Annotated in this window: 14 protein-coding genes; 8 read left to right on the forward strand and 6 right to left on the reverse strand. The window is 73.6% G+C overall.

The window, feature by feature from the left end; genetic code table 11:
• The 6 genes from K6I34_RS05615 to K6I34_RS05640 form a co-directional block, all read left to right on the forward strand.
• On the forward strand, positions 1-1,207 hold a 1,207-nt coding region (locus K6I34_RS05615; protein WP_229322958.1), incomplete at its 5' end, for an erythromycin esterase family protein.
• 152 nt (positions 1,208-1,359) lie between these two features.
• Entirely contained in the window at positions 1,360-2,691 is a 1,332-nt protein-coding gene (locus K6I34_RS05620) for a serine-threonine protein kinase (protein WP_229322959.1), read from the forward strand.
• 106 nt (positions 2,692-2,797) lie between these two features.
• A complete protein-coding gene (locus tag K6I34_RS05625; protein WP_229322960.1) occupies positions 2,798-3,412 on the forward strand; it encodes a TetR/AcrR family transcriptional regulator in 615 nt (204 codons plus the stop codon).
• 88 nt (positions 3,413-3,500) lie between these two features.
• Positions 3,501-4,826, forward strand: coding sequence for a homogentisate 1,2-dioxygenase (hmgA, locus tag K6I34_RS05630; protein WP_229322961.1), 1,326 nt, complete (start codon positions 3,501-3,503; stop codon positions 4,824-4,826).
• A 41-nt stretch (positions 4,827-4,867) separates the two neighbouring features.
• Positions 4,868-5,617, forward strand: a complete 750-nt coding sequence (locus K6I34_RS05635; protein ID WP_229322962.1) for a GntR family transcriptional regulator — start codon at positions 4,868-4,870, stop codon at positions 5,615-5,617.
• 104 nt (positions 5,618-5,721) lie between these two features.
• Positions 5,722-6,243 (forward strand): DUF2165 domain-containing protein, encoded by a 522-nt coding sequence (locus K6I34_RS05640; protein ID WP_229322963.1) that lies wholly within the window; start codon positions 5,722-5,724, stop codon positions 6,241-6,243.
• A gap of 120 nt (positions 6,244-6,363) precedes the next feature.
• On the opposite strand, the gene K6I34_RS05645 is transcribed toward K6I34_RS05640, so the two are convergent.
• The 3 genes from K6I34_RS05645 to K6I34_RS05655 all read right to left on the reverse strand — a co-directional run bounded on the left by K6I34_RS05645 (position 6,364) and on the right by K6I34_RS05655 (position 9,642).
• Positions 6,364-7,455 (reverse strand): Zn-dependent alcohol dehydrogenase, encoded by a 1,092-nt coding sequence (locus tag K6I34_RS05645; RefSeq protein WP_229322964.1) that lies wholly within the window; start codon positions 7,453-7,455, stop codon positions 6,364-6,366.
• Between the two features lie 171 nt (positions 7,456-7,626).
• Positions 7,627-9,045, reverse strand: a complete 1,419-nt coding sequence (locus K6I34_RS05650; protein WP_229322965.1) for an aldehyde dehydrogenase family protein — start codon at positions 9,043-9,045, stop codon at positions 7,627-7,629.
• Positions 9,046-9,180: 135 nt separating this feature from the next.
• Positions 9,181-9,642 carry a MaoC family dehydratase gene (locus K6I34_RS05655; protein ID WP_229322966.1) on the reverse strand — a complete coding sequence of 154 codons (462 nt, stop codon included), beginning with the start codon at positions 9,640-9,642 and terminating at the stop codon, positions 9,181-9,183.
• A 71-nt stretch (positions 9,643-9,713) separates the two neighbouring features.
• Here K6I34_RS05655 and soxR point away from each other — a divergent pair, with 71 nt between their 5' ends.
• On the forward strand, positions 9,714-10,184 hold the full coding sequence (gene soxR / locus K6I34_RS05660; RefSeq protein ID WP_229322967.1) for a redox-sensitive transcriptional activator SoxR: 471 nt from the start codon (positions 9,714-9,716) through the stop codon (positions 10,182-10,184).
• 4 nt (positions 10,185-10,188) lie between these two features.
• Here the strand turns inward: soxR and K6I34_RS05665 are convergent, their stop codons facing one another.
• Positions 10,189-11,631, reverse strand: coding sequence for an amidase (locus K6I34_RS05665; protein WP_229322968.1), 1,443 nt, complete (start codon positions 11,629-11,631; stop codon positions 10,189-10,191).
• A 90-nt stretch (positions 11,632-11,721) separates the two neighbouring features.
• Entirely contained in the window at positions 11,722-12,345 is a 624-nt protein-coding gene (locus K6I34_RS05670) for a hypothetical protein (RefSeq protein ID WP_229322969.1), read from the reverse strand.
• Between the two features lie 329 nt (positions 12,346-12,674).
• Between K6I34_RS05670 and K6I34_RS05675 the strand changes: the two genes are divergently transcribed.
• Entirely contained in the window at positions 12,675-13,838 is a 1,164-nt protein-coding gene (locus K6I34_RS05675; protein ID WP_229322979.1) for a type ISP restriction/modification enzyme, read from the forward strand.
• Positions 13,839-14,292: 454 nt separating this feature from the next.
• Here the strand turns inward: K6I34_RS05675 and K6I34_RS05680 are convergent, their stop codons facing one another.
• Complete coding sequence (locus tag K6I34_RS05680; protein ID WP_229322970.1) at positions 14,293-14,556, reverse strand: hypothetical protein; 264 nt, start codon at positions 14,554-14,556, stop codon at positions 14,293-14,295.
• Between the last annotated feature and the right edge of the window lies 1 nt (position 14,557).

Below are 14,557 nucleotides of genomic sequence, written 5' to 3' on the forward strand. Positions count from 1 at the left end.
GCGTACCACCGAGCCTGCCGGCGACCTGCGGGACCTGCGGCCGCTGGGGCGCATGATCGGCGCCGCCGACGTGGTGGGCCTGGGCGAGGCCACGCACGGCTCGCACGAGTTCTTCGCCAACAAGCACCGCGTCTTCCGCTACCTGGTCGAGGAGAAGGGCTTCACCACCTTCGCCCTGGAGGCCAACTGGAGCACCGGCGTGCGGATCGACGACTACGTGGTGCACGGCAAGGGCGACATCCGGCAGATCATGAAGGAGGAGTTCCAGAACGCGTACCGCATGTGGAACACCCGGGAGTACCTGGACCTGTTCGAGTGGATGCGCGCGTACAACACGCACCACGCGAAGAAGGTCCGCTTCATGGGGGACGACGCGGCCTACGCGGGCCCGGAGCTCTTCGACCGGGTGACGGCGTACGTCGGTGAGCACCGCCCCGCGCTGCTGCCGCGCTTCACCGAGCTCTACCGCGCGCAGCGTCCCGCGGCCGGCCAGAGCGTGAACGACTACATGGACGCCTATCCCAAGCGTCCGATGAGCGAGCGCAAGGCGATGGCCGCGAACGCGCGCGAGGCGCTCGGCCTGCTGGAGACGCTGAAGCCGAAGGGCGCGCGGGACGGGCGGGGCGAGTTCCCCTGGGTGCTCCAGCACGCGCGGGCCATCGCGCAGGTGGCCGCGATGTACCCGTACACCACCTCCGACGAGGACATGGCCGCGGAGATGCGCTACCGGGACGAGACGATGGCGGCCAACGTCGCCTGGTGGCAGCGGCAGACCGGGGAGAAGATCCTGCTGTCGGCGCACAACGCGCACGTGGCGTACGAGACCAACGACCCGAAGTACTACCCGAAGGTGCAGGGCGCCTTCCTGCGCGACCTGCTGGGCAAGCGCTACGTGAACGTCCGCCTCACCTTCGACGAGGGCTCCCTCAACGCCATGCACGACGGGCAGCCCACGCGCGTCGTCACCGTCGACCCGGCGGCGCCGGGCAGCAACGAGTACACGCTGGACAAGGTGCCGTACCGCGACTACGTGCTGGACATGCGGACGGCGCCCGCCGCCGCGCGGGCGTGGCTGGACGTGGCACGGCCGACGCGGGACATCGGCACGGACTACCCGACACCGGACTACCGGACGGCGCTGGGCCGCGGCTACGACGTCCTGATCCACCTGCACCGGGTACGGGCGGCGGATCTGCTGACCCCTTGACGCACCTGCCGTTCACCTCTCCGTTCACCTCTCTGTCCGCCTCGTGAACATCGTGCGGCACGGGAGTGTGAACCCGTGCCGTACGGCTGGACAGGCCCCCTTGACAGCGGGACGATGCGCGCACAATTCGGGCCGCACAAGGGGGACTTGCCGTGGCAGACACACCGGGCATGAGCGTGGAGCCGTACTGGGAGCTGACGTTCGACGAGGACGGGCATCCGGATCCGGCCGAAAGCGACGCGCTGACGCGAGGAGTGGCGCAACAGGGCGTCACCGACCTGGTGATGTTCGCGCACGGCTGGAACAACGACCGTTCGTCGGCGACGCGGCTCTACACCGCCTTCTTCGCCCCGTTCCCGGGCCTGCTGGCCGCGGGAGGGGCGGAGGCGGCCGGGCACCGCGTCGGCTACGCCGGGGTGATCTGGCCGTCGATGGACTTCCCGGACGAGCCGGTCCCGCACTTCCCGCAGCAGGGGGTGCGGGCGCGGGCGGTCCACGCGGGGCTCGACCCCGCCACCCGGGAGGCGCTCGTCCGCCTCCTGCCCTGCCAGGAGGCGGCGGTGGACCGGCTGTCGGAGCTGCTGGCCCAGCGGCCGGACGACCCGGCGCGGCTGGAGGAGTTCGTCACACTCGCGCGCGGGCTGGCACCCGCGGCGCAGGCCGCGAACGGCCAGGCCCCGGGGGTGTACGACCTGGGGCCCGGTCCCCTGCCCGCCATGCTCACCGCCGACGCCCGGCAGGTGTGCGGGGACTTCGCCTCGGCGCTGGAGAGCGTGGGCGCCCTGTCCGCCTCGCTGTTCGGCGGCGTGGTGGACGGCATGGAGCGGCTGTGGCACGGCGCGTTCGAGCTGCTGCGCCAGATCTCGTACTGGACGATGAAGCGGCGGGCGGGCACGGTCGGCCACGACGGCCTCGGCCCGTTCCTGGGCGGCCTCGCCCGCTCCTCCCCCGCCCTGCGGGTGCACCTGGTCGGGCACAGCTTCGGCGCCCGGCTGGTGTCCTTCGCCCTGTCCGGGCTGCCGGACGGCCGTTCCCCGGTGGCCTCGGTGACACTGCTGGAGGGCGCCTTCTCGCACTACGCGTTCGCCTCCAGCCTGCCCTTCGCGACGGACCGCGGCGGGGCCCTGAGCGGCCTCTACGACCGCATCGACGGCCCGCTGGTCTGCTGCTACTCCAGCCATGACACGGCCCTGGGCGTGCTCTACCCCCTGGCGTCGATGGCCTCCCGCGACGACGACTCCGTCCTGGGCCTGGACATCCCCCGCTGGGGCGCCCTGGGCCACGACGGCGTGCAGTCCGTGTCCGCCTGCTCGGGCATCCCCGTCGCGGACGTCCTGCGCGACGGCCTCCCGGCGGACGACTGCGTGAACGTCGACGCGTCCTCGGTCGTCTCCCGCGGCGGCCCGCCGACGGGCGCCCACAGCGACATCTGCCACGAGGAACTGGCGAGGGTGGTGCTGCTGGCGGGGAAGGTGGTGGGGTGAGCGGCCGACCGGGGGCACCCGCGTCCTAAGCAACCGCTCACCCCCGGCGGTATGGTGGGCGTCCGCCGCGGAGTGGCCGCGGCGGGGCCGGAGAACGGGGCTGCGGATGGGCGTCGAGCAGAGTGAACAGTGGGCGGAGATCACCCCCGACGCCGCGCGGCGGCTGGTGATCGCCGCGGTGGCGGCGTTCGCCGAACGCGGCTACCACGCCACGACCACGCGCGACATCGCGGGCCGCGCGGGCATGAGCCCCGCCGCGCTCTACATCCACTACCGGACGAAGGAAGAGCTGCTCTACCGGATCAGCGGCGTCGGCCACCGGCTCGCCCTGGAGATCCTGCGGCGGGAGAGCGGCCGCGACGGCACGCCCGCGGAGCGGCTCGCCGCCGCCGTGCGGGCGTTCGTCCGCTGGCACGCCGAGCACCACACCACCGCGCGCGTCGTGCAGTACGAGCTCCAGGCGCTCGGCGAGGAGCACTACGCCGAGATCGTCGGGCTGCGCCGGGAGACGGACGCGACGGTGCGCGGCATCGTCGAGGACGGCGTCGCGGCGGGCGACTTCGCCGTGCCCGACGTGCCCGGCACCACGCTCGCCGTGCTCTCCCTGTGCATCGACGTCGCCCGCTGGTTCAACTCCGAGGGCAAGCGCACCCCGGACGAGGTCGGCGAGCTCTACGCGGACCTGGCGCTCCGGATGGTGGGGTACGCCGCGGGCCGTTGACCGGGAGCGCCCGGCCCTGATCCATTGACGCGCCCGGCCCGGAATCCTACGGTCTCCCATAGGAATCCATCGGCTCTGGGAGCACGCGATGAGCGATACGGGCAACGAGCAGGCCCGGAAGGCCGCCGAAGCACTGTCCTACTCGACCGGCTTCGGCAACGAGCACAGCAGCGAGGCCGTTCCCGGGGCGCTGCCGCACGGGCGGAACACCCCGCAGCGCGCGCCGCTCGGGCTCTACGCGGAGCAGCTGAGCGGCACCGCGTTCACCGAGCCCCGGCACAGCAACCGGCGCTCGTGGCTCTACCGCATCCGGCCCTCCGCGGCGCACCCGCCGTTCACCCGTGCCGACAACGGCGCCCTCGGCGCGGCGCCCTTCACCGACTCCGTGCCCGACCCCAACCGGCTGCGCTGGAACCCGCTGCCCGACCCCGCCGAGGGCACCGACTTCGTCGCCGGGCTGTGGACGCTGGGCGGCAACGGCGACGTCGCCCAGCGCACCGGCATGGCCGTGCACCTCTACGCCGCCAACACCTCCATGACGGACCGGGTGTTCAGCGACGCGGACGGCGAGCTGCTCATCGTCCCCGAGCGCGGCGGGCTGCTGCTGCGCACGGAGTTCGGGCTGCTGCGCGCGGACCCCGGCCACGTGGCGCTGATCCCGCGCGGCGTGCGCTTCCGCGTCGAGCTCCTTGACGGCTTTGCCCGCGGCTACGTCTGCGAGAACTACGGGCAGCCGTTCCGCCTCCCCGACCTCGGCCCGATCGGCGCCAACGGGCTGGCCAACGCCCGTGACTTCCTCGCGCCGGTCGCCGCGTACGAGGACGTGGAGGGGCCGGTGGAGGTGGTCAACAAGTTCTGCGGCAACCTCTGGACGGCGACCTACGACCACTCCCCGCTGGACGTCGTGGCCTGGCACGGCAACCTCGTCCCCTACGTCTACGACCTGCGGCGCTTCAATGTGATCGGCACGATCAGCTACGACCACCCCGACCCCTCCATCTTCACCGTGCTCACCTCCCCCTCGGACACCCCGGGCCTCGCGGGCGTGGACTTCGTGGTCTTCGCGCCGCGCTGGCTGGTGGGCGAGGACACCTTCCGGCCGCCGTACTTCCACCGGAACGTGATGAGCGAGTACATGGGCCTCATCGAGGGCGCCTACGACGCCAAGGCGGAGGGCTTCCTGCCCGGCGGCGGTTCGCTGCACAACATGATGTCGGCGCACGGCCCCGACCGCGCGACCTTCGACAAAGCCAGCGCGGCCGAGCTCCGGCCGCAGAAGGTGGACGACGGCCTGGCCTTCATGTTCGAGACGCGCTGGCCCATCACGACCACCGCGCGGGCCCGGACCGCCGACCACCTGCAGGCGGGATACGACGGCGTATGGCAAGGTCTGGAGCGCCATTACCGCCGGTGATGGTCCGCCAGCCGCCCAGCAGCCGTACAGCCGGAGCCCCCGTGACCACTTTCGCCCCCGACTCCGTCGCGCTCAACCGCAAGCTGCCGCTCTGGTACCAGGTGTCGCAGTCGCTGCGCGCCTCGATACTCGGGCGCGGCGCCGGTGACCCGCTGCGGCTGCCGACCGAGGACGCCCTCGCCGAGCACTACGGCGTGAGCGTCCTCACCATGCGGCAGGCGCTGAAGGAGCTGGAGGCGGAAGGGCTCATCAGCAGGCACCGGCGGCGCGGCACATTCATCGAACCGAGCGCCCGGCGCGGCTCCCCGGTCCGGCTGCTGGGCTCGGTGGACGCCATCGTCGCCCAGCAGTCCGGGGAGCACACGGAGGTCCTCGGGCACGGCCCGGAGAAGATACCGGCGGAGCTCGCGGAGCACTTCCCGGACCTCGACGAGGCGACGGCCTACCGCCGGCTGCGCTGCGACGAGCACACCGGCGAGCCGACCAACTGGGCGGAGAACCTGGTACGCCCCGAGCTCGCCGAGCGCATCGACCTGGCCGACCTCGCCCGCTGGCCGATGACGAAGGTGCTGCGCGACGCGGTGGGCGTACGCATCAGCCGCATCACGGACACCGTCGAGGCGCGCCTCGCCGACCCGGAGACGGCACGTCTGCTCCGCATCCCGCTGCTCAGCCCGATCCTGCACTACACGGGGGTCACCTACGACGAGGACGGCCGAGTGGTGGACGTGGCGCGGATCCACTACCGGGGCGACCGCTTCTCCTTCACTGTGACGATGGAAGCCCGCTGACCCCCTAAACACGGGGAAAACCGCCGGTCAGGGCGTACTTCGCGGCCCGTACGGGCATGCAGACGGCAGGGGCTGGCCGAGCTGCGCGGGTGGGAGGTCGGACGATGAGGAACTGGCAGGAACGGGCCGGGCGGTGGGGAACGCCGCCGGTCGCGGCGGCGGCACTGACCGGGACCGTGGCGCTGTACATCGCGCTCGTCGCCTTCGGCAACATGACGGACTTCGACACGAACCGGGAGTTCGTCCGGCATGTCATGGCGATGGACACGACGTTCCACGACGACGACCTGATGTGGCGGGCCGTCACGAACCACACGCTCCAGGACATCGTCTACGTCGCGATCATCATCTGGGAGACGCTCACGGCGCTGGTACTGATCGCCGGAACCGCCCTGTGGCTGCGCGGCTCCGGGACCCACAGGGCGGCGCGACGGATCACCACGCTGGGTCTGGTGATGCTCATCCTGCTGTTCGGCGCGGGCTTCATCGCCATCGGCGGCGAGTGGTTCGCCATGTGGCAGTCGGCCCACTGGAACGGCCTCCAGGCCGCTACGCGCATCGTGGCCCTGGTGACCCTGACACTCCTGGTGGTCCAACTGGCGGGAAGGGAACCGGGCAGGAAGTAGCGCCCCTGCAAGGGGGCGCCCCGAAGGGGTGCGGGGCTGTGACATTCTGCGGCTCCGCCGCGTGGGCGCGCGCAACCACAACGGACCCGCAGCCGCCGTACTGCACAACCGGCCGAGCTCCTAGGCGCCCGGGAAAACGACAAGAGACCGCCCACCCCGCCCAGCCGTCATCGCCGCAAACGCCTCAGGAATCCCATCGAGCCCGATCCGCCCGGTGACCATCGCGGACAGATCGAATCTCCCCGCCCGCACATGCTCCGCGATGACCGGCAGATCCTTCGCCGGATCGCTGTTCCCGTAAACACACCCGGAAAGCGTCCGGCCGAAATAGAAAAGCTCCAGAGCCGTGAACGTCACCTGCTGCTCGCGGCCGCCGATGCCGACGACCGTGGTGCGGCCGCCCCGGCGTGTGGCCGACCAGGCCGTACGGATGGCGTCGGCGCGGCCCGCGCATTCGAGGGCCACGTCGGCGCCGTGGCCGTCGGTGAGCTCGCGGACCCGCTTCGCGGTGGTGTCGTCGGCGAGGACGAACTCGGTGGCCCCGGCGGCGCGGGCCAGGGGCTCCTTCTCCGGGGACACGTCGACGGCGACGATCGTGTCCGCGCCCGCGATCCGCGCGGCCTGGAGGGCGGCCAGGCCCACGCCGCCGATGCCGTGGACGGCGACGGACTCGCCGGGCCGGACGCGCGCGGAGTGGTGCACCGCGCCGTAGCCGGTGAGCACCGCGCAGCCCAGCAGCGCCGCCTCCGTCAGCGGCACGCCCTCCGGCAGGGGGAGGGCGGCGTCCGCCGCGACGACGGTCTCCTCGGCGAAGACGGCGGTGCCCAGGCCCGGGTAGAGCTCGTCGCCGCCGTGGGCGAGCCGGGCGTAGGGCGTGGTGGCCGCCGCGCCCGACGCCGCGCACAGCCAGGGCTCCCCGAGCCCGCAGAAGTGACAGGTGCCGCAGGACGGCGCCCAGTTGAGCACCACCCGGTCGCCGGGCGCCACACGGTCGACGCCCTCGCCCACGGCTGTGACGGTGCCCGCGCCCTCGTGCCCGAGGACGGCGGGCACCGGCTGGCGCAGGGTCCCGTCGGAGAGCGAGAGGTCCGAGTGGCAGACCCCGGCGGCGGCCAGCCTGACCCGCACCTGCCCGGGGCCCGGTTCGGGCAGCTCGATCTCCGCTATCCGCAGCGGGGCGCCCACGGCGGGCAGAACGGCGGCACGGACCATGGCGGTGCTTCCTCTCGACTCGGCGCCCCGAAGGGGCGCGGGGCTGTGACATTCTGCGGCTCCGCCGCGTGGGCGCGACCAGCCACAACGGACCCGCAGCCGCGAACCGGGCAGACGAGGCAGCCCAGTAGGCGCAGCAAAACCGACCCGCACCCGCCGCCGGAACTACCGCTAGAACTGGAGCGACTTGGTGTGGAGGTACTCCGCCAGCCCGTGCGCGCCCAGTTCGCGGCCGATGCCCGACTGCTTGTGGCCGCCGAACGGGGCCAGGATGTTGAAGCCGCCGCCGTTGATCTCGACCTGTCCGGCCTCCAGGCGCCGGGCGAACGCGGCGGCCGTGGCCCCGTCGGCCGCCCAGACGGCCGCGGCCAGACCGTAGACGGTGCCGTTGGCGATGCGTACGGCCTCGTCCTCGTCCTCGTACCTGATGAGGGAGAGCACCGGGCCGAAGATCTCCTCCTGGGCGATCGTCATCTCCGGGGTGACGTCGGCGAAGACGGTCGGGCGGACGAAGTAGCCCTTCTCCCGGCCCTCCGGCGCGGCGGAGCCGCCGGTGACCAGGCGGGCGCCCTCCTCGACGCCCTTGTCGATGTACGCGCGGACGCGGGCCTGCTGCTTGGCGTTGACCAGCGGCCCGACGCGGACGTCGGGGTCGGTCGGGTCGCCGGGCACGAACGAGGCGACCGCGGCGGCCGCGAGGGAGACGGCCTCCTCGTACTGGTCGGTGTGGACGAGGAGGCGGGTGAGGGCGTTGCAGGACTGGCCGGTGTTGCGGCAGACGTCGGCCACGTTGGCGGCGACGGCCTTCGCCAGGTCGGCGCCGGGCAGCACCACGTTCGCCGACTTGCCGCCCAGCTCCAGGGCCACGCGCTTGACGGCGCCGCCCGCGATCGCGCCGATGCGCCTGCCGACGTCGGTCGAGCCGGTGAAGGAGACCAGGTCGACGCCCGGGTGCTCGGCGAGCGCCTGCCCGGCGACCGGGCCGAGGCCCGTGACGAGGTTGAACACGCCTGCCGGGAGCTCCGCCGCGGCCACGCACTCCGCGAACAGCTGGGCGGTCAGCGGGGTGTCCTCGGCGGGCTTGAGGACGATCGTGCACCCGGCCACCAGCGCGGGGGCCACCTTGTTGACGATCTGGTGCAGCGGGTAGTTCCACGGCGTGATCGCGCCGACGACGCCCACCGGCTCGTGGTGGACGGCGGAGTTGCCGATCCGCTCCTCGAAGGCGTACGTGGCGGCGAGCTCCGCGTACGAGCCGGCGACGGCGATGGGGATTCCGGTCTGGACGCGCCGGGCGAAGCCGACGGGCACGCCGAGCTCGGCGGTCATGGTCGCCACGAACTCGTCCCGCCGGGCCACGAGCTGGTCGCGCAGCGCGGCGACGTACGTGCCGCGGCGCGCGGGCGGGACGGCCGCCCAGCCGGGCAGCGCGGCGCGGGCCGCGGCCACGGCGGCGTCGACGTCCTCCGCGGAACCGGCGGGCACACTGGCGATGACCTGCTCGTCGGCCGGGTTGACCACGTCGATGACGCCGGTGCCGAGCGCCGGCCGCCAGCTGCCGTCGATGTACAGAGCGTCGTGAGCGATCACGGTCTTCTCCCTGCGTGTCATGGGGCTTGACGAGCGGACGGATCTGTTCGGGAGCCGTGCCCTCCCAACCTAACGCCGCGGTCGGCGCGGACACCAGAAGACGGTTCCGGATAGCGGTCCGGCCGGCACCCGGGGTCAGCGGCTGAAGCGGCTCACCGACTCCGCCACGCACACCGGCTTCGTGCCGCCCTCGCGCTCGACCGTCACCGCCGTCGTCAGCTGCACCCCGCCCTCGACCTCCGTCACGGCGGTGAGGACCGCCCGCGCGCGCAGCCGCGAGCCCACGGGGACGGGCGCGGGGAAACGGACCTTGTTCAGGCCGTAGTTGATGCCCATCCGCACACCCTCGACCCGCATCAGCATCGGGACGAACAGCGGCAGCAGGGAGAGCGTGAGGTAGCCGTGCGCGATCGTCGTGCCGAAGGGGCCGTCCGCCGCGCGCTCCGGGTCCACGTGGATCCACTGGTGGTCCCCCGTCGCCTCGGCGAAGAGGTCGATCCGCTTCTGGTCCACCTCCACCCAGTCGCCGGGGCCGAGCTCGTCGCCGACCGCCGACCGCAGTTCGTCGAGCGAGGAGAAGATCCGGGGCTCCGCCATGTCGCCGCCTCCCAGGGCTACTGAGCGCTTGCTCAGGATGGTACGCCTGGGCGTACCGTAAGGTCGGGCCCGTGCCCCAGATTTCCCACGCCGTCCAGGAACTCACCGTCGGGCAGCTGGCCGCGCGCAGCGGCGCGGCTGTCTCCGCCTTGCACTTCTACGAGGCCAAGGGCCTGATCAGCAGCCGCCGCACGGCGGGCAACCAGCGCCGCTTCGACCGTGACGCGCTGCGCCGCGTCGCCTTCATCCGCGCCGCGCAGCGCGTCGGCATCCCGCTCGCCACGATCCGCGAGGCGCTGGCCGAGCTCCCGGACGAGCGCACGCCGAACCGCAGCGACTGGGCGCGCCTGTCGGAGCTGTGGCGGGAGGAGCTCGACCAGCGCATAGAACAGCTGGGACGGCTGCGGGACCACCTGGACGACTGCATCGGCTGCGGCTGCCTGTCGCTGGAGAGCTGTGTGCTGTCCAACCCGGACGACCGGGTGGGCCAGTACGGCTGCGGCTCCCGCCTCCTGGTCGAGCGCCGGGCGGCGGACTCCTAGCCCGTCACCACACCTCGGGCCGTCGGCCCGCCCACGGCCTCGCCGCCTCCAGCTGTGCCGACAAGGAGATCAGCGTGGCCTCGTCCCCGTAGCGCCCCGCGAGCTGGACTCCGATCGGCAGGCCCGCCGCGTTCCAGTGCAGCGGCACGCTGACCGCGGGCTGGCCCGTCGCGTTGCACAGGGGCGTGAACGGCGTGAAGCGGATGACGTTCGCGAACTCCGCCCCGGGGTCGGCGTCGTCGCGCAGGGCACCCACCGGGAGCGGGGGCTGGGCGAGGGTCGGGGTGAGGATGACGTCGTAGCCGGTGCCCGGCGTCTGGAGGCCGTCGGCGACGAGCTGCGTCACCTTCCGCAGGGCGTAGAGCGCGCGGGCGAACGCGGGCCCGCCCACGCGGTTGCCGCGCTCGCGCAGATGGCGGGTGAGCGGCAACAGTTGCCCGGCGCGGCTCTCGGGGACGGGCTGGACCGCCGCGATGACCTCCCACAGGCGGGTGAAGGACTCGCCGAGCGTCGGGTCGTCGGGCAGGGACAGCTCCTCCACCTCGTGGCCGAGCTCCCGCAGCAGCGCCGCCGCCTCGTCCGCGGCGGCCCGGCAGTCGGGGTGCGGCTCCGCCCCGGGGACGGGGGCAGTGGTCAGCTGAGCGATGCGGAGGCGGCCCGGCTCGCGGCGCGCGTGGTCCGCGAAGGTCTCGCCGGGCGGCAGCGCGGGCGCCGTGTACGGGTCGCCGGGTTCGGGGCCCGCGAGGACGTCGAGGAGCGCGGCCGCGTCGGCGACGGTACGGGCCAGGGGGCCCGAGGTGACGAGCCCGGTGACGTCGTGCAGGACGGGGCCGTTGCTCACCCGGCCCCGGCTCGGCTTGATGCCGAAGAGCCCGCACGCCGAGGCGGGGATGCGGATGGAGCCGCCGCCGTCGCCGCCGTGCGCGAGCGGCGCGAGCCCGGCCGCGACCGCGGCACCCGCCCCGCCGCTCGAACCGCCCGCGGAGCGCTCCAGGTCCCACGGGGTGCGGGCGGGCGGCGCCACGGCGTTCTCCGTGTAGGGGGGCAGGCCGAACTCGGGGGTGTTGGTCTTGCCCAGCATGATCGTGCCCGCCCTGCGCAGCCGGGTGACCACGTGGTCGTCCACGGCCGGTACGTGGTCGGCGAGCGCCGCCGACCCCATCGTGCAGCGCACGCCCGCGACGAAGCTGAGGTCCTTCACCGGCACCGGTACGCCGTGCAGCGGCGGGAGCTCCCGCCCTTCCCTGCGGGCGGCCGCCGCCTCGCTCTCGGCGTCGGCCGCCTGTTTCCTGGCCGACTCGGGTGTCACGGTGATGAAGGCGCCCACCGAGGCGTCCAGTCTGCCGATGCGCTCCAGGTAGTGTTCCGTCAGCTCGACGGGCGACAGACGCCCGGCCCGGATCGCCTCGGCCTGTTCCAACGCGGTCAGATCGTGCAACTGTGCCATGCCGTCCGCCTTCTCGTCGTCCGGAAGCCTGTGCGCCGCATCCTCGCACCGCGGACGGCCGACGGTCACCACCCCCTCACGGCGCGGCCTCTAGACGACCGCGTACCTCTCCGTCCGCTGCCCCTCGAAGGCGCGGCGGCGCGCGGCGGCCAGCGCCGCGACGGTGAGCACGGGCACCGGCACCACAATGCCGCAGTCCGTGCAGACGGGCCCCTCTGAGGGGCAGCGCTCCAGGTCGAAGCGCCATACGAGCCGCTCCTGGCGGCAGACCGGGCAGGACTCGCCGGGCCCCGCCTCCATCGCGGCGATCACGCGGCGCAGCACCTCGGCGAGGCGCGGGGCGGGGTACACCGTGGGGCTCGCGCAGGGCACGACGTCACAGCCGCCCCAGGTGTTGCGGTGCCAGTCGTCGAGGGCGGTCGGCTGGCGGATTCCGTCGTGCTTCTCGCGCTTGCGGCGGTCGGCGAACGACGCCTCGTAGGCCAGCCAGACGGCGCGGGCCTCCTCCAGTTCGGTCAGTGCCGCGATCAGCCGCGCCGGGTCGGGGGCGCGGTCGTCGGGGGCGATGCCCGCCACGGCGCACAGATGGTGCCAGGTCGCACGGTGCCCGTAGGGGGCGAAGCGTTCGAGGCATTTGCGCAAGGATGTCCGTCGCAAAGCGATGGTGTTCCGTGGATTGCGCACCTCTCGTGCGAGTGCTCTGAAACCGGCCACTGCATCCCACCTCCGACAGCGCGGACTTGGATCGACATGGAAGGGACGTATCGCACCGCGAATCGGATCCCTCCGAATCCGCCGGGTGCGCGACGTCGTGATTCCGCTTCTGCTACCCCGTAGTCGCCGACAGATGTGGAACGCGTCGTATATCACGCCACCGCACGGGCGCCGCGCGGGCCGGCCGACGCGCCGCTACGATGCCCCGGCCACCGTTCGGACCCGCGGAGGTCCGGCGAGGACCAGGGAAGGCCGAGGGAAGGCCGAAAAGGGAAGGCCCAAGGGGGACCAGCCTCGTGACCGCCGACGCACCGCTGCTCGCCGACCTCATGCCATGGTCCGTGGCCCCGTTGCGCCTGGGGCGGGCGTGGGTGACGGCGCCCGACGCCGCGACGCTGCGGGCCCGCTGGGCCGCGCTCGCCGGGGCGGAGGGCGAGGCGCGCTCGGCGCTCTTCCGGCCGACCCGGTCCCGTACGACGGACAGCGCGGTGCCGCAGCTGCCCGGACAGGCCACGGCGACCGGGCGGCTCTCCCGCGGGGCCGGGCCCTGCCCGGAGCCCGTGCGGATCGCCCACGGGCCGTACGACCGGAGGTGGCTGCTGCCGGACCACCGGCTGATCGACGCGGCGCGCCCGGAGCTGTGGCGGGTCGGTGACGGGCATCAGATCCATGTGCTGGAGCACTCCCCCGCCACGGACGGCCCGTCCTTCACCGCGCTGCTGCCCGACGGGCACTCCCCGGGCGGCGGGCGGCCCGGCCGGATCCGTCCCCTCTACCGCCGCCCCGGCGGGCGGGAACCGAACCTCGCGCCAGGGCTGCTCGACCGCCTCGGCGGGCTGCTCGGGCACCCGGTGTCCGCCGAGGACTTCCTCGCCTGGACCGCCGCCGTCGCCCGGCCCTCACGCGCCGGGACCCGCGTCCCGCTGACCGCCTCGCCCGGCGCATGGGAGGAGGGGGTCGCGCTCGGCCGCCACGCGCTGTGGCTGCACACCCGGGGCGCGCACTGCGCCCCCGCGCCGGGCGAACGCCCCCGTCTGCCGGGTGGCCGCAGGCCGTACGTACGGGCCGCCGTGCCGTCACGCGGTCTGCCGGGGAGCCTCGGCTACGACCCGGCGGAGGAGACGCTGTCGCTCGGGGACGGCCGGATCGCCCCGGTGCCCGCGGGCGCGTGGGAGTTCCGGGCGGGCGGCGAGCGCGTCCTGGAGACCTGGTTCGCGGAGCGCACGGAACCGGCCGAACCCGGCACCCTGGAGTCCCTGCGCCCCGCCGACTGGCCGGCCGCCTGGACATCCGAGCTACTGGAACTGGTCACCGTCCTGGCCCTGCTGGCCGAACTGGACGCCCGCCGGCAACGGCTCGCCCCGGACGACGGCCCGGACGCGACGGCCCTGCGCCACGCGGGCATCCTCCCGCCCCCGCCCGCGTCCCGCCGCCCGGCATCCGTGCTGGACCATCAGGAGGAGGGACCCGAGGGGCAGTTCGCACTGTGGTGAGGACGGGGCGGCACCCCGATCGAGTGACGGCTCCCCGGGCGTGTCGGGCGCGCCGGTCCAGCGGCGCCCCGAAGGGGCGCGGGGAACTGCGCGAGCAAGCAACGACGGCCCGCGGCCGCCGGACGGGCGCCTTGAAGGGGCGCGGGGCTGTGACATTCTGCGGCTCCGCCGCGTGGGCGCGACCAGCCACGACGAACGTGCTGCCGCGCGCGGAGCGCAAGAGGCACCCCTGTAGGCGCATGGAAACGCCGCCGAGCCTGGGCATCGGCATCGGCGACACGCCCGGACGGCCACCGACGCGCGCTGCCAGTAGCGCGATCGATGCCGTGCGGGCTTCCCCAGCCGCGCCCCGGGTGGAGCCCTGGCGTGGCGTCACATGGTCACGCGAAGGGCGGGGCTGGGGATCGGACCCCGCTCATGGGTACGGGCGACGCGTTCCGGGCCGGGTCCGCGTCTAGTCGTGGTTGCCGAAGAGCGAGCGGCGCAGCCGCTTGAGCGGGGCCAGCAGCGAGACCTTGGCCGTCCTGCTCTGCTTGTTCGTCGCGCGGTCGCGCGCGGTGAGCTCACGCATGAGCAGGGTCGCGCCCTCGACCTCCCGCTGTGGCAGGGCGGGTCCGCCCAGCACCGCGAGGTGGCGGTCGAGGCGCGCGCTGGTCGCGCCACTGTTGCAGCCGATGGCAGGCACTCGTGGCCTGCCGCGCATTGCTATCTGATCCATC

Source organism: Streptomyces sp. UNOC14_S4 (assembly GCF_020740835.1).
Classification (GTDB): domain Bacteria; phylum Actinomycetota; class Actinomycetes; order Streptomycetales; family Streptomycetaceae; genus Streptomyces.